Annotated in this window: 21 protein-coding genes; 3 read left to right on the top strand and 18 right to left on the bottom strand. The window is 65.2% G+C overall.

Features of this window, described 5'->3' with window-relative positions; all coding sequences use genetic code 11:
• Nucleotides 1-45 precede the first annotated feature (45 nt).
• From hslU to gatC, 18 genes are all read right to left on the bottom strand, one after another.
• A complete protein-coding gene (hslU, locus tag RP6297_RS15830; protein WP_015856094.1) occupies nt 46-1,377 on the bottom strand; it encodes an ATP-dependent protease ATPase subunit HslU in 1,332 nt (443 codons plus the stop codon).
• Between the two features lie 26 nt (nt 1,378-1,403).
• Entirely contained in the window at nt 1,404-1,940 is a 537-nt protein-coding gene (gene hslV / locus RP6297_RS15825; protein ID WP_015856093.1) for an ATP-dependent protease subunit HslV, read from the bottom strand.
• A gap of 157 nt (nt 1,941-2,097) precedes the next feature.
• A complete protein-coding gene (locus RP6297_RS15820; protein ID WP_037028092.1) occupies nt 2,098-3,699 on the bottom strand; it encodes an ABC transporter substrate-binding protein in 1,602 nt (533 codons plus the stop codon).
• Between the two features lie 101 nt (nt 3,700-3,800).
• A complete protein-coding gene (gene zigA, locus RP6297_RS15815) occupies nt 3,801-5,108 on the bottom strand; it encodes a zinc metallochaperone GTPase ZigA (RefSeq protein ID WP_037028093.1) in 1,308 nt (435 codons plus the stop codon).
• 100 nt (nt 5,109-5,208) lie between these two features.
• On the bottom strand, nt 5,209-5,628 hold the full coding sequence (gene dksA / locus RP6297_RS15810) for an RNA polymerase-binding protein DksA (RefSeq protein ID WP_009277214.1): 420 nt from the start codon (nt 5,626-5,628) through the stop codon (nt 5,209-5,211).
• Nucleotides 5,629-6,048: 420 nt separating this feature from the next.
• Complete coding sequence (locus RP6297_RS15805) at nt 6,049-7,128, bottom strand: CobW family GTP-binding protein (RefSeq protein WP_015856089.1); 1,080 nt, start codon at nt 7,126-7,128, stop codon at nt 6,049-6,051.
• Entirely contained in the window at nt 7,116-7,643 is a 528-nt protein-coding gene (locus RP6297_RS15800; protein WP_009239386.1) for a Fur family transcriptional regulator, read from the bottom strand. The genes RP6297_RS15805 and RP6297_RS15800 overlap by 13 nt, the downstream gene beginning before the upstream one ends.
• 96 nt (nt 7,644-7,739) lie before the next feature.
• Nucleotides 7,740-8,978: a lactonase family protein gene (locus RP6297_RS15795; RefSeq protein ID WP_009239387.1), complete on the bottom strand. Its 1,239-nt coding sequence runs from the start codon at nt 8,976-8,978 to the stop codon at nt 7,740-7,742.
• Between the two features lie 12 nt (nt 8,979-8,990).
• Nucleotides 8,991-10,517 carry an FAD-dependent oxidoreductase gene (locus RP6297_RS15790; RefSeq protein WP_037028095.1) on the bottom strand — a complete coding sequence of 509 codons (1,527 nt, stop codon included), beginning with the start codon at nt 10,515-10,517 and terminating at the stop codon, nt 8,991-8,993.
• A gap of 131 nt (nt 10,518-10,648) precedes the next feature.
• A complete protein-coding gene (locus tag RP6297_RS15785; protein WP_009277216.1) occupies nt 10,649-11,167 on the bottom strand; it encodes a metal-dependent hydrolase in 519 nt (172 codons plus the stop codon).
• A 78-nt stretch (nt 11,168-11,245) separates the two neighbouring features.
• Nucleotides 11,246-12,439: a class I SAM-dependent rRNA methyltransferase gene (locus tag RP6297_RS15780; protein ID WP_009239390.1), complete on the bottom strand. Its 1,194-nt coding sequence runs from the start codon at nt 12,437-12,439 to the stop codon at nt 11,246-11,248.
• Nucleotides 12,440-12,475: 36 nt separating this feature from the next.
• Nucleotides 12,476-13,462, bottom strand: coding sequence for a tyrosine recombinase XerC (gene xerC / locus RP6297_RS15775; RefSeq protein WP_009239391.1), 987 nt, complete (start codon nt 13,460-13,462; stop codon nt 12,476-12,478).
• Between the two features lie 14 nt (nt 13,463-13,476).
• Entirely contained in the window at nt 13,477-14,166 is a 690-nt protein-coding gene (locus RP6297_RS15770) for a DUF484 family protein (RefSeq protein WP_009277217.1), read from the bottom strand.
• Between the two features lie 14 nt (nt 14,167-14,180).
• On the bottom strand, nt 14,181-15,647 hold the full coding sequence (gatB, locus tag RP6297_RS15765; RefSeq protein ID WP_009239393.1) for an Asp-tRNA(Asn)/Glu-tRNA(Gln) amidotransferase subunit GatB: 1,467 nt from the start codon (nt 15,645-15,647) through the stop codon (nt 14,181-14,183).
• A gap of 85 nt (nt 15,648-15,732) precedes the next feature.
• Nucleotides 15,733-16,695 carry a dienelactone hydrolase family protein gene (locus RP6297_RS15760; RefSeq protein WP_009239394.1) on the bottom strand — a complete coding sequence of 321 codons (963 nt, stop codon included), beginning with the start codon at nt 16,693-16,695 and terminating at the stop codon, nt 15,733-15,735.
• Nucleotides 16,695-17,177, bottom strand: coding sequence for a hypothetical protein (locus RP6297_RS15755; RefSeq protein ID WP_037028098.1), 483 nt, complete (start codon nt 17,175-17,177; stop codon nt 16,695-16,697). Before RP6297_RS15755 ends, RP6297_RS15760 begins: the two co-directional genes overlap by 1 nt.
• 38 nt (nt 17,178-17,215) lie before the next feature.
• Nucleotides 17,216-18,703 (bottom strand): Asp-tRNA(Asn)/Glu-tRNA(Gln) amidotransferase subunit GatA, encoded by a 1,488-nt coding sequence (gene gatA, locus RP6297_RS15750; RefSeq protein WP_037028100.1) that lies wholly within the window; start codon nt 18,701-18,703, stop codon nt 17,216-17,218.
• A gap of 98 nt (nt 18,704-18,801) precedes the next feature.
• Nucleotides 18,802-19,101 carry an Asp-tRNA(Asn)/Glu-tRNA(Gln) amidotransferase subunit GatC gene (gene gatC / locus RP6297_RS15745; protein WP_037028105.1) on the bottom strand — a complete coding sequence of 100 codons (300 nt, stop codon included), beginning with the start codon at nt 19,099-19,101 and terminating at the stop codon, nt 18,802-18,804.
• A 502-nt stretch (nt 19,102-19,603) separates the two neighbouring features.
• Here gatC and RP6297_RS15740 point away from each other — a divergent pair.
• The 3 genes from RP6297_RS15740 (at nt 19,604) to mreD (ending at nt 22,462) form a co-directional block, all read left to right on the top strand.
• Nucleotides 19,604-20,647 (top strand): rod shape-determining protein, encoded by a 1,044-nt coding sequence (locus RP6297_RS15740; protein ID WP_004628293.1) that lies wholly within the window; start codon nt 19,604-19,606, stop codon nt 20,645-20,647.
• Nucleotides 20,648-20,886: 239 nt separating this feature from the next.
• Nucleotides 20,887-21,933, top strand: coding sequence for a rod shape-determining protein MreC (gene mreC, locus RP6297_RS15735; protein ID WP_037028106.1), 1,047 nt, complete (start codon nt 20,887-20,889; stop codon nt 21,931-21,933).
• A gap of 16 nt (nt 21,934-21,949) precedes the next feature.
• Nucleotides 21,950-22,462 (top strand): rod shape-determining protein MreD, encoded by a 513-nt coding sequence (gene mreD / locus RP6297_RS15730; protein ID WP_004628297.1) that lies wholly within the window; start codon nt 21,950-21,952, stop codon nt 22,460-22,462.
• Nucleotides 22,463-22,475 lie beyond the last annotated feature (13 nt).

Below are 22,475 nucleotides of genomic sequence, written 5' to 3'. Positions count from 1 at the left end.
CTCCGATGCGGCCCGAAGTGCATATGGAATGCGTTGCTTACACGCTTAGAGCACGTAGCGCGACAGATCTTCGTTGCCCGACAGCTCGTTCAAGCGCTCGTCGACGTATGCGGCGTCGATGGTCACCGTCTCGCCTGAGGACTTGTGCGCGTGGAACGACAGGTCTTCCAGCAGCCGCTCCATCACGGTGTACAGGCGGCGTGCGCCGATGTTCTCGACTTTCTCGTTGACCGAGCATGCGATCTCGGCGAGGCGGCGGATGCCGTCTTCTGCAAACACAAGATCAACACCTTCGGTCTTCAGCAGCGCCTGATATTGCTTGGTAAGGCTGGCATCGGTCTGCGTGAGAATCGCGCGAAAATCGTCCACCGACAGCGAATCCAGTTCCACACGGATCGGGAATCGGCCCTGCAACTCCGGAATCAGATCGCTCGGCTTGGACAGATGGAACGCACCCGACGCGATGAACAGGATGTGATCGGTCTTGATCATCCCGTACTTCGTATTGACGGTCGTGCCTTCCACCAGCGGCAGCAAGTCACGCTGCACGCCCTGACGCGACACCTCGCCGCCGCCGTATTCGCTGCGGCTGGCAATTTTGTCGATCTCGTCCAGAAATACGATGCCATTCTGCTCGACGTTGGCCACCGCTTTCTGCTTCAACTCGTCTTCGTTCACGAGCTTCGCCGCCTCTTCGTCGATCAGCAGCTTGAAGGCTTCGCTCACCTTCATCTTGCGACGGTTCTTCTTGCCTTGGCCCAGGCCCGCGAACATCGAGCGGATCTGATCGGTCATGTCTTCCATGCCCGGCGGCCCCATGATGTCCATGCTCGGCACGCCGGCCGACACTTCCAGTTCGATTTCCTTGTCGTCGAGCTGGCCTTCGCGCAGCTTCTTGCGGAAGGTCTGGCGCGCGGTCGAATCCTTCTCTTCCGGCTGCGCAAAGCCGATGTCGCGCGGGGGCGGGATCAGCACGTCGAGAATGCGGTCTTCGGCTGCATCTTCGGCCTTGGCGCGCACCTTCTTCATCTCGGATTCGCGCGTTTGCTTGACCGCCATCTCGGCCAGATCGCGCACGATGGTGTCGACGTCACGGCCGACGTAGCCGACCTCAGTGAACTTCGTCGCCTCGATCTTGATGAACGGTGCGTCGGCCAGCTTGGCCAGGCGGCGCGCGATCTCGGTCTTGCCCACGCCGGTCGGCCCGATCATCAGGATGTTCTTGGGCGTGATTTCCTGGCGTAGCGGGTCTCCCACCTGCTGGCGGCGCCAGCGGTTGCGAAGCGCCACGGCCACGGCCTTCTTGGCCTTGTGCTGGCCGATGATGTGCTTGTCGAGTTCGGAGACGATTTCCGACGGCGTCATGGTTTCAGACATGGGAATCCTGTCGATGAAGGCGCTCGTTATTCGAGCGTCTCGATCACGAAATTGGTGTTGGTATAGATGCAGAGTTCGCCGGCAATCCGCAGCGATTTTTCCACCACATCGCGCGGCGCGAGGTCGGTGTTCTCCATCAGCGCCTTGGCTGCCGATTGGGCATACGAGCCGCCCGAGCCAATGGCAGCAATGCCGCCCTCCGGGTCCAGCACATCGCCGTTGCCGGTGATGATGAGCGTGGCTTCGCGGTCTGCGACGATCAGCATCGCTTCAAGGTGGCGCAGGGCGCGATCGGTGCGCCAGTCCTTGGCGAGATCGACGGCCGAGCGCAGCAGGTTGCCCTGGTGCTTCTGCAGCTTGGCCTCAAAGCGGTCGAGCAGGGAGAAGGCGTCGGCGGTCGCGCCGGCAAAGCCCACCAGTACCTTGCCGTCGTAGATGGCGCGCACCTTGCGGGCCGAGCCCTTCATGACGATATTGCCCAGCGTGACCTGGCCGTCGCCGCCGAGCGCGACTTGGTTGCCGCGCCGCACGCTGACGATGGTGGTGCCGTGATACTGTTCCATGCGCTTGTTCCTAGGGGTCCGGCTTGGCGCGGCCCCCAGCGGGCCGGCCAAAGAACTTCATACTTGACGCCAGCCCTGAGGATTTCAAGCCTGATTTCCGTCGTAACGCACAGTTTTTGTGCGCCGGAAATCGCTTCTAACGACGTTTCACACCCGTTCAGTGCGTCACATCGAATGCATATGTGCGCTCGTCCAGACGCGGCACCACCGCGTAGCCCTTGCGCGCTGCCCATACGTTGATGTTGAAGTAGAGCGGAATCACGCCGTAATCGCGCATACCGATTTCCGTGGCCTCCTGCAGCAGCTTTTCGCGCTTGCTGTCGTCCAGCGTCTGCAGCGCTTCAGCCAGCTTGGCGTCGAGTGCGGGGTTCGAATAACGCCCGCGATTGGATGCCCCCCAGCCGCGCGCCGGGTCATACGTGGCCAGCAGCGCTTTCAGGCTGGAACTGGCTTCCCCCGTATCGGCACCCCAACCCGCCTGCAAAAACGAGAAATCCAGCTTGTTCGCCCGCGTGAAAAACGACGCCGACGGCAACGTCTCCACCTTGGTCACGATGCCCACCCGCGAAAGCATTGACGCAATCACCTGGGCGACGCGGTCATCGTTCGGATAGCGATTGTTGGTGGCATGCAGCGTGATGGCAAAACCGTCGGGGTAGCCAGCCTGGGCGAGCAGCTTTTTCGCTGCGGCGGGGTCCGCCGACGGTGCCTTCAGGCCCGGCACGTGGCCGAACAGCGCGCTGTTGACGAGCTGGCCCGTCGGCTCGGCCGCGCCTTCCATCACGCGATCGACGATGGCCTGGCGTGAAATTGTCAGCGAGATCGCCTCGCGTACGCGTGCATCCTTGAGCGGATTCTTCGGCAGCGGCTTGCCCGCCTTGTCGGTCACGAACGGCGATACATCGCGGTTCGAATCCATATGCAGATACATCATCCGGAACACCGGCATCTTGAATACCGACACCGCCGGGTCGGCCGACAGCTTCTTGATGTCCGAGCTTGGCACGTTCTCGATGACCTGCACATCGCCCGCCAACAGCGCTGCCACGCGCGGTGCGTCTGCCGTCAGAATGCGCAGCGTCACGTGCTGCCATTGCGGCTTTTTACCGCAGTAGCCATCGAAGCGCGCTAGCTCCAGCCGATCGCCGCGCGTAAACGACACGAACTTGTACGGCCCGGTCCCGATCATGGCGCGGCCATTGTTGAAATCGTCCGCGCCGGCTTTTTCGACGGCCTTTTTTGACACCATGTAGATGGTCGACAAGTCGTTCGGCACCAGCGGATAAGGGCCGTTGGTGGTGATGCGCACGGTCAGCTTGTCGACGGCCGTCACGTCCTTGAAACCCCGCGTGTAGATCGTGAAGGGCGAGGGGCTGTTCTTGATGGTGGCTGGGCGCGCCAGCGAATAGACGACGTCGGCCGAGGTGAACTCGCTGCCGTCATGGAAATGCACGCCGGGACGCAGCTTGATTTCCCACACCGTATCGCTCAGCGCCTTCCACGACGTGGCGAGGCCGGGCTTGAGGCGCATCTTCTCGTCCTTGGCGATCAGCGCCTCGAACATATGCTCGGCCACGTTCGAATTGGGCGTGACGTTATGGAAGTGCGGATCGAGCGAAGTGACATCGCTCGACAGGCCGACCACCAGCGTGGAAGGCGGCTGGGCATGCGCAGCACCCGGTGTGAGCGCCGCAAGCGCCGTGGCAAAAGACAGCGCGGCGACAAGGTTCGCAGCGCGCAGCAGACGCAGGACCGGCATGACGACTCCCCGATGGTTCGTGACGAAAGCAAAACGTTCGGGGGATTGTCAGGACCGGACGACGCCGGTGTCAACGCCAATGAAGCAGGGGGTCTGCGTGCTCAGTGATGGTGCCCGCAGTCGCAGTCGTCACCGTGTTGGTGATCGTGGTCGTCGTCGCCGTCTTCCTCGTCATGGTCGTCGTAGGCCCACGCGGGGAACGGATCGGGCAGCGCAGCCCAAACTTCGGGCCCGGCAGCCATCTCCGCCTCGGTCAGCAGACAGGTGTCGAGCTGCGCGATGAGCGCGGCTTCATCCAGGTCCGTGCCAATGAAGACCAGTTCCTGGCGGCGGTCGCCCCACTGCGCGGGCGCACCGTTGTCGTGCATCTTGTCCTGGATGTCTGCGCGGGCTTCTTCCTCGTCAGGCCACTCGGCTTCATCCACCGCAGCCCACCATGCGCCGGCGCCGCCATGGCGCATCACGCCGCCGGCCTGGCCCCAGCTGCCCGCCGTGTCCATGCGAGAGGCCAGCCAGAAATAGCCTTTCGAGCGCAGCACGCGGCCGTGTTCGCGCAGCCATTCGGTGTGCATCAGGTCCCACAGGCGCTGCGGGTGGAATGCCACGCGGCGGCGATAGACAAAGCTTCGAATGCCGAGCGCTTCGGTCTCGGGAACGTGTTCGCCGCGCAGCTCGGCCAGCCACGCCGGGGCTGCAGACGCGGCATCGAAATCAAAGCGATGCGTATTGAGAATTTCGTCCAGCGGCACCTTGCCGAACGATGCGGGCACGATGCGCGCCCTCGGGTTCAATGAATGCAGGATGCCTGCCAGGCGCTCGCGCTCGGCATCGCTCACGAGATCGATCTTGTTGAGCACGATCACGTCGCAAAACTCGACCTGTTCGATGAGCAAGTCGACGACGGTGCGATCGTCATCTTCATCACGCGCCTGGCCGCGATCGGACAAAAAATCCGCTGCGTCGTAGTCGACCAGGAAGTGCTGCGCATCAACCACGGTGACCATGGTGTCGAGGCGCGCGAGGTCGGACAGCACGTCGCCTTCAGCGTCTTCAAACGTAAACGTCTCGGCAATCGGCAGCGGCTCGGCCACGCCGGTCGATTCGATCAGCAGGTAGTCGAAGCGGTCTTCGCGGGCCAAGCGCGCGATCTCGTCGAGCAGGTCTTCGCGCAGCGTGCAGCAGATGCAGCCGTTGGACAGCTCCACCATGCGCTCGTCAGTGCGCGAGAGCTGCGCACTGGTGGCTGTGCCATCGCCCACGAGCTGCGCGTCGATGTTGACGTCCGACAGGTCATTGACGATCACGGCCACACGCTTGCCCTCGCGGTTGGCGAGCACGTGGTTGAGCAGCGTGGTCTTGCCGGCGCCCAGAAAGCCGGACAGCACGGTAACAGGAAGCGGACGGGACATGATCAGTGGCCTCGGTTCGTGGCCTAACAAAGCAAACAGCCCGGTGGATTACCGGGCTGCCAAATTCAAACAAACGCATCAGACGCATGCGACGCGTGCGTCAGTCACCATGCATCTTCTGGCGCTTTTCGCGGCGCTCCTGCGCCTCCAGCGTCAGGTTGGCGGTGGGGCGGGCGATCAGGCGCGGCACGCCGATTGGCTCGCCGGTTTCATCGCAGTAGCCGTAGTCGCCAGCGTCGATACGGGCAATCGACTGCTCCACCTTCTTGAGCAGCTTGCGCTCGCGATCCCGCGTGCGCAACTCCAGCGCGTGTTCTTCTTCGATGGTGGCACGGTCAGCCGGGTCCGGCACCACTACCGTCTCGCGCAGGTCGCTGACAGTCTGATTGGCGTTCGCGAGAATTTCGTCGCGCATTTTTACAAGCCGGTCTTTGAAGAAGGCGAGCTGCGCCTCGTTCATGTAATCCTTGTCGCCCATCTTCAGGATTTCGGCTTCGGTGAGTAGTTTCTTGCTGCTCATGGTTGCTGCGGATGATCCTGGTAAATCGCGCGCCGTGTCGGCTGTCGCGTCGTCCTCGCGCGGGGATGCGTCGGACTCATTCTGGCTGGCGGCGGACTTGCCGCCCCGCGCGCCTCCTTTTGCCTCTCCCGCAGCGGCGCCCCCTGCCGCTTTTTTTCGGGTGGCTGGCGCAGCCTGGGCTGCTGCCGACTCCGTTCCGGACTGCCCAGCACCGCCGTTGGCGCCGCGTCCTTCCTTGGTCTTAGTCACCATCGCCTGCTCTCCTATCGGACGTGCTTCGGACGACGTGCTTCTAAATCGACCTATTGTAGCTGAACGATATTAACTGAACTATCGGAGAAACACGGACAGGAAATCCGGCCCGGATTCTGCCTGAAAGCGCGCGGCGGGGCCACCCAAAAGGAGGGGGAAGCGGCCGAATCAGGCCAGGCAGTTCTCCAATCCTTTCAGAATCGTTTCGCGCGGCAGGTCGACACCGATGAACACCATCCGGTTGGAAGGGGTCTCGCCGTCCCATTTTCCGCCTACATCGCTACCCATGAGCTGGTGTACGCCCTGGAACACGACCTTGCGGTCGACACCCTCCATATAGAGCACGCCCTTGTAGCGCAGCAGCTTCTCGCCGTAGATGTTCAGCACGCCGGAGAGGAACTCCTCCAGCTTGGTGTAGTTGAACGGCCGTTCGCTGCGGAAGACGAACGAGGCGATGCGGTCGGTATGGTGCGCATGCCCGTGATGGTGGTGATGGCCGTGACCGTGGTGCTCATGATCGTGGTCGTGATCGCAGTCGGCCGAGCAGGCGTGGTCGTGATCGTGATCGTGGTTGTGATCATGACCGTCTTCGCGCAGGAAGTCGGGGTCGATCTCCAGCTTGGCATTCAGGTTGAAGCCCCGCAGGTCGAAGATGGTGTCGATCGGCGCGTCACCAAAATTGGCGGTGCGGATCGGGGCGCGGGGGTTCATGTGCAGCAGGCGGTGGCGCAGTGCGTCCACGTCGTCGGCGGACACCAGATCGCTCTTGGTGATGAAGATGGCGTCGGCAAAGCCCACCTGGCGCTGCGCCTCTTCCTGCTTGTCGAGCTGCATGTTGCCGTGCTTGGCGTCGACCAGCGTGATGACGGCATCCAGCAGGTAGCGGCTGGCGATCTCGTCGTCCATGAAGAAGGTCTGTGCGACCGGGCCCGGGTTGGCCACACCGGTGGTTTCAATGACCACGCGATCGAACTGGATTTGACCGTTGTCGCGGCGCGTCAGCAGATCGGACAACCCCTTCACCAGATCGCCGCGGATGGTGCAGCAGATGCAGCCGTTGCTCATCTGCACGATCTGCTCGTTGCCGTCCTGCACGAGGATGTCGTTGTCGATGTTCTCTTCGCCGAACTCGTTTTCGATCACGGCGATCTTCATACCGTGCTGTTCGTTCAGGATGCGCTTGAGCAGCGTGGTCTTACCGCTGCCGAGAAAGCCCGTCAGGATGGTAACGGGGATCATTTTGGACATGGTGCGTTTCCTGTCTTGTGATGAGACGCCAGAGGCGCGCAATCCGCGCAGGCGCCCTTGATGGTGAGTTCAGCATGGTCGGCCGCGAAGCCGGCGGGCAGGGCGGCCATCGGCATGGCCGGCGGCTCGGCGCCTTCCAGGCAGAAGTCGCGCCCGCATTGCGTGCAATGGAAGTGGCTGTGCGAGCGGTGCGCAGCTTCCCGCGCGGCATCGTGCTCGGCCAGACTGAAGCGGAAGACACGATCGGCCCCGGCCGTCTTGTGGACGATGCCGCCTGCCACGAGCCAGTCGAGCACGCGGTAGACCGTCACGCGGTCGATGCCGGAGTCGTCCGGCAGCGCGTCGCATACCGCCTGGTGCGAAAGCGCATCGGCGCCCTGCATCAGCACAGCCAGCACGCGCACGCGGGGCTCGGTCACACGGCTGCCCAGGCCGCGCAGGCGTGCGCGGGCCGCCTCTTCAGGCGAATGGGGTTGCGGAGTGGCGAGATCGTCGCGCGGCGCCGGGGTATTCATGCGCGGGATTGTCCCACGGGGCGCGGGTTGCTGCAATTGAGTTGCAACTGGGCGGCCTTGCACCGCCCAAGGTTTCTTTTCGCGCGCCGGTAGCGCTTATGCCGCAAACACCAGACACACCGGCGTCGGCACCTTCGCCACCACCGTGGGCTGATCCAGCTTGCCGGTCTGCCCGTCAATGCGCAGCCGCAGGATCGTATCGCCCTTCTGGCTGAGCACGTAGACGTGGCTGCCGTCGGGCGCCATCGTCATCGCGCGCGGAAAGTGCACACCTTCGTTCCAGTACTGGAGCGGCGCCAGCTTGCCGGAGGCGTCGATGCCGAAAGCGGCCACGCTGTCGGCCAGCGGATGATCGGACTTCAGCTTGCGGTTGCTCGCGTAGAGGAAGCGCCCCGACGGGTGCACAAGAATCTCGGCGCCGCTCTTCTGGCCGGTGTAGTCGGCGGGCGTTGTGGAGATGCGCTGGCGCTCCTCCGACACATGGCCGGTAGCGGGGTCATAACCGTGGCTGGCGACCGATCCCTCGAGTTCATTGATGACGTAGAGCAGCTTGCCTTGCGGATGCAGCGCCAGGTGGCGCGGGCCGCTGCCGGGCTTGAGCTGCGCGCGATCCCGCGGGGCGAGCTTGCCGCCCTCGATGGCGAACACGTTGATGCGGTCAGTGCCCAGATCGGTGCCGATCACGTGCTGGCCGGTGGTCTCGAACAGCATCATGTGCGCGTGCGGCGCTTCCTGTTCGGGGCGGGGGCCGGAGCCGGTGTCCTTGAAGATGCCGGACACGGTGCCGAGCTTGCCGTCCTCACCGATCGGCAGGAGGTTGTACGCGCCACCGCTGTAGATCGACACGCACAGGTGTTTGCCGTCCGGCGACACCACCACGTGCGCAGGGTTGGTGCCCGACAAAGAGAGCGGCTGGCGGTTGAGCAGCGTCAGCTTGCCGTCGCGCGGGTCGATCGCATAGGACTCGGCGCTGCCGCTTGGGCGACCCTCGTAGACCTCCAATTCATTGATGGCGTACAGGAACCGCTGGTTCGGGTGCACGGCCAGGAACGACGGATTGGCGCTTTCGACGACCTGCACCTGGGTCCACGCATCGCCGCGCGGCGCCAGCACATAAATACCGCGAGCGGCCGGGCCGCCGGCAGTGCCGCCTGGTGCGTTGAACGTGTAAGTACCGACATAGGCGAAGCGGGGAGGGCGGGCATTGCCCGCAGGCTGCACACCCGACGCAGCGGGTTGCTCGCCCGCCTGGGCCATGACGGTTTTGGGAAGAGCGCCCAACAAAGGCAAGCTACCAGTCCACTGCATGAAAGTTCGACGAAGACGATTGGTCATGGGATGGCTCCATCAAACACGCACGGACATCGCGTGGTGGAAGATGTTGTTCGGATCATACCGGCGCTTCACGTCCTGCAGAAACGCGTACAGGTCGCCGCTGCCGTAGTAGAGCTGCGGCCAGAACGGGTAGGCGAGCATGTCGACGTCGGGGTAGTTGATGTAGCAGCCCTCGTACCGGTCGCCGGGGTACGGCGTGCCGCTGTGCGGCGCGGGCACGTCGGGGGCGCCGTAGACGTCACGGTAGAAATCGCCGATCCAGCGCAGGTGGCCGGCATCGTCGGCGGCAGACGTCCAGTACGTCTGGTACTGCAGCTTCATGATCGACGCCCGCTGCGGCACGGCGGTGTCGCCAATGCGCTCGGCCTTGTTGATGGCGCCGCCGTACGAATCGACCTGCAGCAGCGACTGGCTCAGATCGACGCCCGGCATCGTCCGCGTGAGGTGGGCGTAGATGCGCTGCGCCTCGCGCGCCGTGAAGCCGCGCTTCATATAGGCCGATTTGTACTTGCCGCGCTGATTGGCCCCCGAGCCATTCAGATACTGCGTGGCCGTGAGCCAGTCGTATTGCACGATGGTGTGCGGCTTGGAGCAGACCAGCTGCCCCACGCCCTGTTTGTGCGCGGGGCCGTAGCCGGGCGGGCGCCCTTTGACCAGCGTGGGCGCGCAGGCCTGGAAGCGGTTCAGAAAATCATTGAGGACAGAGAGGTCGCAACACGTGCCATCAGGGTTGCAGAACTGCGTGAGCAGCACGATCTGCCCCGACGATTTGTGCGTGAGTTTGATCAGCGAGAACATGCCCCACGTGTCCGGATCCTTGCCGCGCGTCTCCCAGTATTCGCCGTAGATGCGCAGCAGTTCTGCAAAGCGCTGCGGCGTCATGGTGGCCCAGTCGAAGGCCACGGTGGCGAGCGTGACTTCCTGCGGTGCCGTGGGCAGCTTGGCGAACGTGTAGCCGGTGATGACGCCGAAGTTGCCGCCGCCCGCGCCGCGGCACGCACGAAAAAGATCCGGTTCGTGCGCCGCATCCACCGTGCGGGCAGCGGCCTTGCCTGTCTTGTCGACCGTGACGATGTCCACGGCCGAGAGCCAATCCACCGTCAGCCCCTGCAGCCGCGAAAGCAGCCCATACCCGCCGCCGCAGATATGCCCGCCCGCGCCCACCGAATAGCAGGAGCCGCCAGGCAGCGTCACGTTGTGGCGCTTGTACAGCTCCAGGTAGCCGTTCCAGTTTTGCGTTCCGGCCGGAATGCGCACCGAACCGTCGGCGCGCACTTCTGGCGTGGCGAGCAGGCTCAGGTCGACGATCGTGCCGTCGGGGTTGTTGGAGACGAAATCCTCGTAGCAATGTCCGCCGCTGCGCACGGTCGGGCGCTGGCCCGCGTTGATGATGCGCTGCACGGCGGGTGCCACATCGTCGGGCTTTTCAATGAGGGCGATGCGGCTCGCGGCCTGCGCGTCCGTAGACGGCCAGCGCAGGTTGAAGCCATGTTTGAGCGTGTTGTAGCGAGGGTCTTGGCGCGTCACATCCAGTGTCATCGACGACTCCCGGTGAGGGCGTTTGCGCAAGCGTTGCGCAAACAAGTTGGATTCGGACGCGTGGCGTCCGGCGGTTCCAACTTAGTCGCTCGCGGGCCCGGCTTCCATCAGACGATGCCGATGCAGCCGGCTCATCGCGCGACGTGGGCGAACCATCCAACTACGCGCGTTGCCGTCGCCGCCCACAACGGCCGCACGAGCCAGCATGCCGCGGCCCATGCCAGGATCACCACGATTAGATCGCAGTGGCCGCTCTTCCATAAGTTCAGGGAATGGCGCCCCCAGATCCAGGGCACGCCTAGCGGATTCGGCCAATCCGCCAGCAGGTGCATCAGCCCGCCGCAGGCAAAGCCGAACAGCAGCGGTGCCCACAGATGGGCGTGGCCCAGCGCCTGGTATGACAGAACAAGCGCCGCCAGCCAGCCGATGCCCCAATGGGTGGCGGTGCGGTGCGTGATCCAGAGACGGCGGGCGCGGGTCCACCAGGCCACCTCCATCCAGTCAGGCGCGGTGCTGCCGGCCACCGCCGCGCAAAACGCCAGGATGCTGCCGAGATGTTCGAGAGACGTGTGCGAAGCCTGTGCGACGAGGGTGGCGGCAATCAGTCCTGCTGCCCAACCGGTCGCGTGATGGGCAGCATTGGAGGCCATCGACGTGATGCGGAAAACGAAGGACCGCATCTTCGCAATGGCGGCTTGCCAGGACAAGCCAAAAATTGCGACAAATTGCTAGCTGACTTGCAGCAGCAGGCCCTTGAGGTATTCGCCTTCCGGGAAGCTCGTCAGCAGCGGGTGGTCGACGCCGCCCGCCAGCCGGCGCTGGATACGCGCCGTGACCTTGGCATCCGCCGCCGCGCCCGCGACGATCTTCTGGAACAGGTCTGCGTCGATTGCACCCGAGCACGAATACGTGAACAACAGGCCGCCCGGGCGCAGCAACTGCATGCCGACCAGGTTGATCTCCTTGTACGCCCGTGCCGCGCGATCGACCTGCTGCGCCGAGGCCGCAAACTTGGGCGGATCCAGCACGATCAAGTCGAACTGGCGGCCTTCCGCGCGGAAGTTGCGCAGCGACTTGAAGACGTCCGCGTCCAGCCACTCGGCGCGCGCCGGATCGAAGCCGTTGAGCGTGACGTTGCGCTCAGCCACCGCCAATGCCTCGCCCGACGAGTCGATCGACACCACCGAGCGCGCCCCGCCCTTGAGCGCCGCCAGCGAAAACCCGCCCGTATAGCAGAAGCAGTTCAGCACATCGCGATCGCGCGCCAAGGCGCCGACGAGCGCGCGGTTGTCACGCTGGTCCACGTAGAAGCCCGTCTTGTGACCTTCGCGCACGTCCACGTAATAACGCACGCCGTGCTCGGTGGCGGACAGATCGGCGGGCGGCTCGGCGCCGGCCAGCACACCGGTCATCTGCTCCAGGCCTTCGCGCTCGCGCACGCTCACGTCCGACCGTTCGTACACGTTCGGGCACCCGGTTTCTTTGACGAGCGCGGCGACGATCGCCTGTTTCCAGTGCTCCACACCGGCGGCGCTGAACTGGCAGACGAGCTGGCCAGCATCGCCTGTGCCGTACTGGTCGACGATCAGGCCGGGCAGGCCGTCGGCTTCGCCCATGACGAGGCGCACGGCGTCGGTGTCGTGCACCCACGCGCGGCGGTACGCCACGGCGGCGGCAATGCGGCGCTTGAAGAACGCGTGGTCGACGGGCTCCGATTCATCAAAGCTCCACACGCGCGCGCGAATCTGCGAGACAGGGCTGAACGCCGCGCGCGCCAGGAACTGGCCGTTGTGTGCGCGCACGATGACAGTCGCGCCGGAGGCGGGCTTGCCCTCCACGCGATCAATGGCGTTGGCGAAAATCCACGGGTGCCGGCGCAGCAGCGAGCGCTCCTTGCCGGGCTTGAGAATCAGGGTTTGCATACGACTGGGATGGTTCGCCCGGCAAAGCGGGCAGCGCTACTTCTTCTTCGCGCGGGGATGCGCCTGATCGTAGATCTTGGCCAGGTGCTGAAAATCGAGCGAAGTATAAACCTGCGTACTCGCGATGCTGGCGTGGCCGAGCAGTTCCTGCACCGCACGCAAATCGCCCGATGACTGCAGCATGTGCGTGGCAAAGGAATGCCGCAGCACGTGCGGATGCACATCCGCCGGCACACCTGCCGCGATGGCGTTGCGCTTCATGCGCAATTGAATCTGCCGCTGCGCCAACCGCTTGCCGCGCGGCGAGAGAAATAGCGCGTGCGCGTCTTCGGGTGCCGCGTCCGGCCTGGCAAGCTGCGCGCGCACCGCCAGCCATGCGGCCAGCGCCTCCGCCGCCTTGGTGCCGACCGGCACGGTGCGCCGCTTGCTGCCTTTACCAAGCACCTGCACTTCGCGGGCCTCGAGGTCGAGCCAGCTCGCCGATTCATACGCGCCGGCCTTCACGTGTCGCATATCCAGGCTGACGAGTTCGGAGAGCCGCAAGCCACACGAATAGAACAACTCGTTGACAGCGCGATCGCGCACCGTCTCGGGATCGTCGCCAGGCAGTTGCTCCATCAGCGCGACAGCTTGCTCCACGGACAGCGCTTTCGGCAGCCGCTTCGGGCTCTTCGGGGCGCGTACGCCATCAACGGGATTGGCGGTGACGGCGGCATCGCGCAGCGCCATCCATTTGAACCAGCCGCGCCACGCCGACAGCGCCCGCGCAATGCTGCGGCCGGACAAACCGTCGCCGTGCAGCTGCGCCATCATGCGGCGAATGTGGTGCGACTGCAGTTGCGTGAGATCGACATTGGCGGCGTGCTGCGCACCGAGGCGCTGCAGCACGGCCAGCTCGCGGGTGTAGCTCTCCAGCGTGTGCGGCGAGAGCTGCCGCTCGAACTTCAGCGCGTCCAGGTACGCCGCAATCTGCGGATGCGGCGCCTGCGCGCCAGACGCATCAGCGGATGCAGATTGCGGCATGCGGCGGGCTGCGCTTAGTCGCGCAGGCGGTTGAGCGCAGCAGCGGCCAGTTCGCCGATCTGCGCAAGGTAGGTCGTGCCCATGCCGTCATGGAAGCGGCGGGCGTCCGGCGAGCCGAGCACCAGCAGGCCGAATGCCGGCGCGGCGCTGGCATCGGCATCCCCACGCACCGGCACGCGCAGCGTGACGATGGCAAGCGATTCGATCGGTGCGCCGCCGGTATCGGTCGTATCAAGCCAGCCGGCGGCTTCAAAGCCGGCATTGGCGCCGCAATACGGCGCACGCAGGCCGGCCGCAAACAGGCGCACTTCCTCGCTCACGCCCTGCGCGACTTCCAGGTGCGCGTACTCTTCGCCGACCTGCCACACGCGCAGCGCCACGGCCGGCACGTCAAAGATTTCACGCAGGCCATCCTGCACGGCATACGGCAGCGCATGCGTGTCGGCCTCGCCCAGCAGGCGCGTCGTCCATGCGTGTACGCGCTGCTGCGTGCGGTCGTTCTCGTTGCCGTGCCGCATCAGGTCCGACAGCTTGAGTTCGAGGTGCTTGTTCTTGTCGCGCAGGATCTCCATCTGGCGCTCCTGCAGCGACACGGCGCGATGGCTGTGCGGGCTGGTGAGCTGGATGGCGGCCAGCAGCTCCGCATGCTCTTCAAAAAAGGCCGGATGCGCCTGCAGGTAGTTGGCGACGTCTTGTGCGTTCATCGTGGAGGTGCTCATCAGGCTGCGCCCAGTTTTTTCTTCAGCAGATCATTGACTTGTGCGGGGTTGGCCTTGCCGCGCGTGGCCTTCATGGCCTGGCCGACCAGCGCGTTGAATGCCTTCTCCTTGCCGGCGCGGAATTCCTCGACCGACTTGGCATTGGCGGCCAGCACGTCGTCGATGATCTTTTCCAGCTCGCCCGAATCCGACATCTGCTTCAGGCCCTTCTCGGCGATGATCGCATCGGCATCGCCACCGTGCTCGCCTGCCCACATGGCGGGGAAGACGTCTTTCTTGGCGGTGTTGTTGCTGATCGTGCCGTCGGCAATGCGTGCGAGCAGCTTGGCCAGTTGCGCAGGCGACACCGGCGCAGCGTCGATGTCCAGATCGGCGCGGTTCAGGTTCGAGGCAACCTCGCCCATGATCCAGTTGGCGGCAGCCTTGGCGTTCGCAGCGCCCGCATCCGCCACGACGGCTTCGAAGTACGCAGCCGTCGCCTTGGTGGCGGTGAGGATGCTGGCGTCGTACTTCGGCAGGCCGTACGCCGACTCAAAGCGCGCAGCCATGGCCGCCGGCAGTTCAGGCAGCGTGGCACGCACGCGCTCGATCCAGTCGTCACCGATGACCAGCGGCAGCAGGTCGGGATCCGGGAAGTAGCGGTAATCCTGCGCGTCTTCCTTGCTGCGCATCGAGCGCGTTTCCTTGCGGTCCGGATCGTACAGGCGGGTTTCCTGCACCACGGTGCCGCCGTCTTCGATCAGCTCGATCTGGCGGCGCACTTCATAGTTGATCGCCTCTTCCAGGAAGCGGAACGAGTTGAGGTTCTTGATTTCGCAGCGCGTGCCGAACGGCGCATCCGGGCCCCGCCGCACCGACACGTTCGCGTCGCAGCGGAAGCTGCCTTCCTGCATGTTGCCGTCGCAGATGCCCAGCCACATCACCAGCGCATGCAGCGCCTTGGCGTAAGCAACGGCCTCGGCCGCGCTGCGCATGTCGGGCTCGGTCACGATTTCCAGCAGCGGCGTGCCGGCGCGGTTCAGGTCGATGCCGGTCATGCCGGCAAAGTCTTCGTGCAGCGATTTGCCCGCATCTTCTTCCAGGTGGGCGCGCGTGAGCTGCACGGTCTTCTCATACCCGGGTTGACCGTTCTTGCCTTCCACCTGGAAGGTCAGCGTGCCGCCCTGCACCACCGGAATTTCGTACTGGCTGATCTGGTAGCCCTTGGGCAGATCGGGGTAGAAATAATTCTTGCGCGCGAAGATGCTCTTGGGCGCGATCTTGGCGCCGATGGCCAGACCGAACACGATGGCGCGCTCGACGGCGCCTTTGTTCAGCACCGGCAGCACGCCCGGCAGCGCCAGATCAACCGGCGCCGCCTGCGTGTTGGGCGCCGCGCCAAAGGCGGTGGACGCGCCGGAGAAAATCTTCGAGACCGTCGAAAGCTGCGTGTGCGTCTCGAGGCCGATCACCACTTCCCATTGCATGTTGCGTGTGTCCTGTCGATTGTTGTGGTGTGAATATCTAGGTACTCAGGTGTTCAGGTAATCAGGTGTTCTTGTCTGGCTGCGATCACGGGTGCGGCGCATCGAGCCACGCCGCGAGCTTCGCAAACGCGGCCTCGCGCGCTGCCGGATCGCCACCGACGGTGACCGTTCCGTAGCGACGTCCCTTCGGGATGCCGTTGCGCTCCGTGACTGTGGCAGTGCCGTCAAAGCCGTGATACGCGCCGCCAAACATGTCCAGCTCGAAACGCGCCTGCGGCTGGCGCGCCAGGACGGCAGTCTGCAGCGCCTGGCAGTGATCAGCCGGCGTCCAGTCGTCGTTGCCGCCGGCCAGCAGCAGCAATGGCGCGTTCAGCCGATAGTCCGGCCGCTTCTGCGCCGATGCACAGCCCGGATAGAAGGCCACCGCGCGATTGACGGCAGGCGTATCGGCAGGCCAGGCGCGGCTGGCATCCACCGCCTCCAGCACGGCCTGCGCGCCGTTGGACCAGCCGAGCAGCACGATGCGGCGCGCATCCACGCCCGGCTGCCCCGCCACCCAGCGGATCGTCGCCAGCACGTCGGCGCGGCGCACTGCGCCGTTGATATCGCGCGTGGCGGTGCGTTCGGTGCAGATGCCGTGCGGTTTGCCGCGCGGGCCGAAACTGTCGGGAAACACCACCGCGTAACCACGCGCGCCCAGCCACTGCGCATAACCGCGATACCGCGAGCCCAGCGCCTTGGCATCCGCCCCAGCCGGCGTATACAGGCCGCTGCAGCCGTGCAGCGCGATCACCACCGGCGTGCCGGTCGCAGGCGCCTTGACGGGCGACGCGACCCAGTAGGCGGTCAACGTTGGCGGCGCATCCTCGGCGTCTTTCATGGACGCACGGGGAATCTCCACCGTCTGCACGCCCAGCTCGGCCGCCGATGGCGCACGCGCAGCCGGCATATCCGGCAGAGCGCCTTCGGCGTCCGGCGTCGGTTGCGCGACCGCGTGCAGCGCCAGGGCGCCGGCCAGCGCCGCCACCACGCGAAGCGATAGGCGCATCACCGGGCATTCCGGGCGCATTGGCCCGTTTGCGGGTCGAACATCACCGGCCACGCTTCTTCATAGATGCCGGGCGTGCAATGCGCTTCACAGTTGGCGTGCGCCAGCGTGACGCGGCGCGGGTCCTGCCAGACCATCAGCGTGCAATTGCCGTAGCGCTCGCGCAGCTCGATGCTGGGGCGGCGCCTGGTTTGCTGGAACGTCGACAGGTCGAACTGACACGAACCGCGCCGGCCGACCCACAACTGCCATTGCATGGCGCTGACGTTGTTGTCGGCCACCGTAAGCGTCGCCTGCTCGCGGAAACCGTCTTCTTCGGTCTGGCTGCAGTAGCCGTTGATGTCGATGCGGCGGTCGGAAATCGGCGGCGGCTTCGACGGCCGGCTGATGCCGGGAATCGACGGCAGCGGAATCGGCACGCACGCCGCCAGCAGGCCGGCGGCAAGCGCCAGCCCGAGTGCAGTGCGGATGCGGTGGTTCATGCGTGCCTCCTGCGTGGAGCGATACGTCTGTATGGGCCTCAGGCCGCAGGCTGGCGGTTGTGCCAGTCGGTCGCCTGCTGGAACGCGTGCGCGATCTGCAGCATGCGTGCCTCTTCAAAATAGTTGCCGATGATCTGCAAGCCAACCGGCAGACCGTTGGCGCCAAAACCGGCCGGCACGCTCATGCCCGGCAGACCTGCCAGGCTGGTCGACAGGGTGAAGATGTCTTCAAGGTACATCTGCACCGGATCATCGCTCTTCTCGCCGATCTTCCAGGCGACGGTCGGGGCGACGGGGCCCATGATCACGTCGCACTGCGCGAATGCGTTCTGGAAATCCTGCGCGATGATCCGGCGGATCTTCTGCGCCTGAAGGTAATAGGCGTCGTAATACCCGTGGGACAGCACATAGGCACCCACCAGGATGCGGCGCTTGACCTCCCAGCCGAAACCTTCAGCACGGGACTTGCGGTACATGTCGGCCAGATCGCGGTATTCCGCCGCGCGGTGGCCGTAACGCACGCCGTCAAAGCGCGACAGGTTCGACGACGCCTCGGCCGGGGCGATCACGTAATAGGTCGGGATCGACAATTCGGTCTTCGGCAGGCTGATGTCGACCAGCGTGGCGCCGAGCTTTTCCAGCTCGCCCAGCGCCGCGCGCACCGTGGCGCGCACGTCGTCGGCCAGGCCTTCGCCAAAGTACTCCTTGGGCAGGCCGATGCGCAGGCCGGCCAGCGGGCGCGCAGCATCGGCGCCTTGCAGCGGCTGGCCGAGCAGGCGGCCGAAATCTTCCACATCGCCGCCGCGGCCGGGTTCCAGGCTGGTGGAATCGCGCGGGTCAAAGCCGGCCATGGCAGACAGGAGCAGCGCGCAATCCTCGGCCGTGCGGGCCATCGGGCCGCCCTGGTCCAGCGATGAAGCGAAAGCGATCATGCCGTAGCGCGACACGCGGCCGTACGTCGGCTTGATCCCCGTAATGCCCGAGAACGATGCCGGCTGGCGGATCGAGCCGCCCGTGTCCGTCCCCGTTGCAGCGGGCACCAGATCGGCCGCCACCGCCGCGGCGGAGCCTCCCGACGAGCCGCCCGGCACGTGCTCGAGGTTCCACGGGTTCTTGACCGCGCCGAACGCCGAGTTCTCATTGGACGAGCCCATCGCGAATTCGTCCATGTTGGTCTTGCCCAACGTCACCATGCCGGCCGCGCCCAGGCGTTCGACCACGGTGGCGTCAAACGGGCTGACGTAGTTGCCGAGCATCTTGGAGCCCGCCGTGGCACGCCAGCCGCGGGTGACGAACACGTCCTTGTGCGCGATGGGCACGCCGGTCAGCGGTGCCGCGTTGCCGGCCGCAATGCGCGCGTCGGCGGCCCGCGCCTGGGCAAGCGTCGCCTCGGCGTCGACATGGGTAAAGGCATTGAGGTGCGCCCCCGCCTCGATGCGCGACAGGTAATGGCGCGCCAGTTCCTCCGCCGAAACCTCCTTGGCGGCGAGTTGGGCGGACAGGGCTTTGATCGTGGATGCGGTCATCGAATACGTTCGGATGGGCTGCCGGCAGCGGCCGGCGACGTCGAATGGAGTGGGCTCAAGACCAGCGCGGACGCGCCGTTTACGCGGATTGCCGCGGGTTACTCGATCACCTTGGGCACAAGGTACAGGCCGGCCTCGGTGGCCGGGGCGCATTGCTGGTAGTCCGCACGGCGGTCGGCCTCGGTGACGGCATCGTCGCGCAGACGCTGGGCTTGCGCCTGGACCTGCTCGATGGGGTGGGCCATCGGCTCGATGCCGGTGGTATCCACGGCCTGCATCTGCTCGACCAGCGAGAAAAACTGGTTGAGCTGCATGAGGGTTTGCGCGGCCTCGCCCTCGGAGACTTCGATACGGGCGAGATGGGCGATGCGTTTGACGTCGGAGAGTTCGAGTGCCATCGGAATGGGTCAGTGAGTGCAGCGGCGGGCGGGCAACGTGCGGCAAGCGACGGCTACTGCGCGCAAGGGGCGCCCAGGTTGGGCCCCGACAGCGCCGATTTGCCGCAATTTCGGCGCCAAACGCCCGCCGAATACCCGCAGATTGCCCGAATTATAAGGTATGATTGCCGACTAAATTTCTAAGTCAGCAGGCGACTTCGTGCAGTCACGGACCCTCTGATTAAGTACCCCGGGAACCTCCCGGCAGTCGCACCGTCAGCATCAGGCGACACTTAATCAAAGGTTCCTTGGGGGCCCCCTCTCCGGGCGGCCCAGCCTCGGCAGGATGGCCAGTGCCACGGCACCCCACCGTCGATCACCACGGAGCCCGCGACATTCCCGGGAGCGCAGTAGCAGGATCGGACCGCATGGCATGCCCTTGCGACGTCCGCGCGTAGGTGCAGCCGTAGCACCGCAATCCTGCTGCTGGGCCGCCCATGACTCGAAAAACAGGATTCATTCGATGTTCGGCTTTTTGCGCAGCTATTTCTCCAACGATCTTGCGATCGACCTCGGCACCGCCAACACCCTGATCTACGTCCGCGACAAGGGCATCGTCCTTGACGAGCCGTCGGTGGTGGCCATCCGCCAGGAAGGCGGCCCGAACGCCAAGAAGACCATCCAGGCTGTCGGTAAGGAAGCCAAGCAGATGCTGGGCAAGGTGCCGGGCAATATCGAGGCGATCCGCCCGATGAAAGACGGCGTGATCGCCGACTTCACCGTCACCGAGCAGATGCTCAAGCAGTTCATCAAGATGGTGCACGACACCAAGCTGCTGCGCCCGAGCCCCCGCATCATCATCTGCGTGCCGTGCGGCTCGACCCAGGTCGAGCGCCGCGCCATCCGTGAATCGGCGCTGGGCGCCGGCGCATCGCAGGTCTACCTGATCGAAGAGCCGATGGCCGCTGCGATTGGCGCCGGCCTGCCGGTGTCGGAGCCGTCGGGCTCGATGGTGGTGGACATTGGCGGCGGCACCACCGAGGTGGGCATCATCTCGCTGGGCGGCATGGTCTACAAGGGCAGCGTGCGCGTGGGCGGCGACAAGTTCGACGAGGCCATCGTCAACTACATCCGCCGCAACTACGGCATGCTGATCGGCGAGCAGACCGCCGAAGCCATCAAGAAGGAAATCGGCTCGGCCTTCCCGGGTTCGGAAGTGCGCGAGATGGAAGTGAAGGGCCGCAACCTGTCGGAGGGCATTCCGCGCGCCTTCACGGTGTCGTCCAACGAAATTCTGGAAGCGTTGACGGATCCGCTGAACCAGATCGTCTCCTCGGTGAAGATCGCGCTGGAACAAACCCCGCCGGAACTGGGCGCCGACATTGCCGAGCGCGGCATGATGCTCACCGGCGGCGGCGCACTGCTGCGCGACCTCGACCGCCTGCTGGCCGAAGAAACCGGTCTGCCGGTGCTGGTGGCCGAAGACCCGCTGACCTGCGTGGTGCGCGGCTCGGGCATGGCGCTTGAGCGCATGGACAAGCTCGGCAGCATCTTCTCGTACGAATAACGGGACCATGCGCCACGCCGATCCGCGTTCCGCTGTTGCGACCGATTTCGTGACTGCTGTTCTGGTCACGCCAGCCGCCTTCGCGGACCGCTGAGATGCGTCTCGCGCCGGTGCGCCGTGCTCCGTCCACACAGGGCTCGGGCACCGCGCCGGCGCCACACCCAATCTGTTGCCGGCAGGCCGTTGACCTTGACGTTGACCGTCACGCGTCTGCCGTGCCCATTTGAAGCGTCCGGGTCATGGATTACTCCCCGCCGCCCCTCTTCAAGCAGGGCCCGTCCGCCACCGCGCGGCTGGTCGCCTTGCTCGCGCTTGCGCTTGCGTTGCTCGTGATCGATGCCCGCATGTCCGTGCTGGGCGTGGTCCGGCAAGTCGTGTCGGTCATCCTGTACCCCGTCGAGCGCCTGGTGCTGATTCCACGCGATACGGCACGCGCCGCGCTCGAATACACGCAGTCGTCCACCAAGCTGGCCGTCGATAACCGCAGCCTGCGCGAATCGGCGGTTGCCCAGGCGCAGCAATCGCTGCGCGCCTCGCAGCTCGAAGCCGAAAACCGGAATCTGCGCACGCTGCTGAATCTGAAGCAGCACGCGGCGGTGCCCACGGTAGCGGCCGAAGTCCTCTACGAGGCGCGTGACCCCTATACGCAGCGCATCGTGATCGATCGCGGCTCGAAGGACGGCGTGCGCGCGGGCTACCCCGTCATCGACGACCGCGGCGTGGTTGGCCAGGTGACGCGCGTGTCGCTGCTCGAATCGCAAGTCACGCTGCTGACCGACAAGGACCAGGCGATCCCCGTGGAGGTCGTGCGCAACGGCCTGCGCAGCGTGGCCTTCGGCGGTGCCCGACCGGGCGCGCTGGACCTGCGCTTCATGGCGGCCTCGGCCGATCTGCAGCAGGGCGACCTGCTGGTGACGTCGGGGCTGGATGGCGTCTATCCGGCAGGCCTGCCGGTGGCGCGTATTTCGCAAATCGAGCGCAAGGCCGACACCGCGTTCTCGCGCGTGATCTGCGAGCCGGTAGCCGGCATCCGCAGCAACCGGCACCTGCTGATCGTAAAGTACGAATCGGGCTTCCCGCCGCAGACGGATCTGTCGCCGCCGCCCGCAGCCAAGGGCAAGAACGCTGCCCGCGACGCCCGCGAAGAGAAGGACCGCGCCGCACGCGCGGCCGCCGAAGCCAACGTGCCGGCGCCCGCTGCAGCAGCCGAAGAAAACGCACCGCCGCCGCGCCCGACCGACGCCGACGGCAACCCGCTGGACACCGATTCAGCGCAAAAACGCTGAAGCGAGGCCATCGATCATGAACTCGCCCCAATACCTGCTGCGCCCGGTCAATCCTGGCTTCATCGCGTTCAGCTTCGTGCTGGCGTTCCTGTTCAACCTGATGCCGTGGGGCCACATGCAGTGGATTCCCGATCTGGTGGCGCTCGTGCTGGTGTTCTGGAACATCCACCAGCCGCGCCGCGTGGGCATGGTGGTGGCCTTTCTGCTCGGCCTGCTGATGGACGTGCACGAAGCGCGTCTGCTTGGTGAACATGCGATGGCCTACACGATGCTGTCGTACTTCGCGATCACGATTCACCGGCGCGTGCTGTGGTTCACGGTGCTGTCGCAGGCGCTGCATGTGCTGCCGCTGCTGGTGCTGGCGCACGCCGTACCGATCGTCATCCGTCTGCTGATGGGCGCGCACCTGCCGGACTGGCAGGTCATCCTGCCGCCGCTGATCGAAGCCGCCCTGTGGCCGTTCGCCAACGCCTTCCTGCTGGCGCCGCAGCGTCGCCCGGAGAGCGTCGACGAAACCCGGCCCATCTAAGGCGGCCGACCTG

Source organism: Ralstonia pickettii, assembly GCF_016466415.2.
Lineage (GTDB): Bacteria > Pseudomonadota > Gammaproteobacteria > Burkholderiales > Burkholderiaceae > Ralstonia > Ralstonia pickettii.
The sequence above is the reverse complement of the archived record's forward strand: the minus strand, read 5'-3'. Positions and strand labels throughout refer to the sequence as shown.

What these genes read in the sequence shown, in the direction of transcription:
- hslU (WP_015856094.1), bottom strand. Translation starts at nt 1,377, where the DNA reads ATGTCTGAAACCATGACGCCGTCGGAAATCGTCTCCGAACTCGACAAG.
- hslV (WP_015856093.1), bottom strand. Translation starts at nt 1,940, where the DNA reads ATGGAACAGTATCACGGCACCACCATCGTCAGCGTGCGGCGCGGCAAC.
- RP6297_RS15820 (WP_037028092.1), bottom strand. Translation starts at nt 3,699, where the DNA reads ATGCCGGTCCTGCGTCTGCTGCGCGCTGCGAACCTTGTCGCCGCGCTG.
- zigA (WP_037028093.1), bottom strand. Translation starts at nt 5,108, where the DNA reads ATGTCCCGTCCGCTTCCTGTTACCGTGCTGTCCGGCTTTCTGGGCGCC.
- dksA (WP_009277214.1), bottom strand. Translation starts at nt 5,628, where the DNA reads ATGAGCAGCAAGAAACTACTCACCGAAGCCGAAATCCTGAAGATGGGC.
- RP6297_RS15805 (WP_015856089.1), bottom strand. Translation starts at nt 7,128, where the DNA reads ATGTCCAAAATGATCCCCGTTACCATCCTGACGGGCTTTCTCGGCAGC.
- RP6297_RS15800 (WP_009239386.1), bottom strand. Translation starts at nt 7,643, where the DNA reads ATGAATACCCCGGCGCCGCGCGACGATCTCGCCACTCCGCAACCCCAT.
- RP6297_RS15795 (WP_009239387.1), bottom strand. Translation starts at nt 8,978, where the DNA reads ATGACCAATCGTCTTCGTCGAACTTTCATGCAGTGGACTGGTAGCTTG.
- RP6297_RS15790 (WP_037028095.1), bottom strand. Translation starts at nt 10,517, where the DNA reads ATGACACTGGATGTGACGCGCCAAGACCCTCGCTACAACACGCTCAAA.
- RP6297_RS15785 (WP_009277216.1), bottom strand. Translation starts at nt 11,167, where the DNA reads ATGGCCTCCAATGCTGCCCATCACGCGACCGGTTGGGCAGCAGGACTG.
- RP6297_RS15780 (WP_009239390.1), bottom strand. Translation starts at nt 12,439, where the DNA reads ATGCAAACCCTGATTCTCAAGCCCGGCAAGGAGCGCTCGCTGCTGCGC.
- xerC (WP_009239391.1), bottom strand. Translation starts at nt 13,462, where the DNA reads ATGCCGCAATCTGCATCCGCTGATGCGTCTGGCGCGCAGGCGCCGCAT.
- RP6297_RS15770 (WP_009277217.1), bottom strand. Translation starts at nt 14,166, where the DNA reads ATGAACGCACAAGACGTCGCCAACTACCTGCAGGCGCATCCGGCCTTT.
- gatB (WP_009239393.1), bottom strand. Translation starts at nt 15,647, where the DNA reads ATGCAATGGGAAGTGGTGATCGGCCTCGAGACGCACACGCAGCTTTCG.
- RP6297_RS15760 (WP_009239394.1), bottom strand. Translation starts at nt 16,695, where the DNA reads ATGCGCCTATCGCTTCGCGTGGTGGCGGCGCTGGCCGGCGCCCTGGCG.
- RP6297_RS15755 (WP_037028098.1), bottom strand. Translation starts at nt 17,177, where the DNA reads ATGAACCACCGCATCCGCACTGCACTCGGGCTGGCGCTTGCCGCCGGC.
- gatA (WP_037028100.1), bottom strand. Translation starts at nt 18,703, where the DNA reads ATGACCGCATCCACGATCAAAGCCCTGTCCGCCCAACTCGCCGCCAAG.
- gatC (WP_037028105.1), bottom strand. Translation starts at nt 19,101, where the DNA reads ATGGCACTCGAACTCTCCGACGTCAAACGCATCGCCCATCTCGCCCGT.
- RP6297_RS15740 (WP_004628293.1), top strand. Translation starts at nt 19,604, where the DNA reads ATGTTCGGCTTTTTGCGCAGCTATTTCTCCAACGATCTTGCGATCGAC.
- mreC (WP_037028106.1), top strand. Translation starts at nt 20,887, where the DNA reads ATGGATTACTCCCCGCCGCCCCTCTTCAAGCAGGGCCCGTCCGCCACC.
- mreD (WP_004628297.1), top strand. Translation starts at nt 21,950, where the DNA reads ATGAACTCGCCCCAATACCTGCTGCGCCCGGTCAATCCTGGCTTCATC.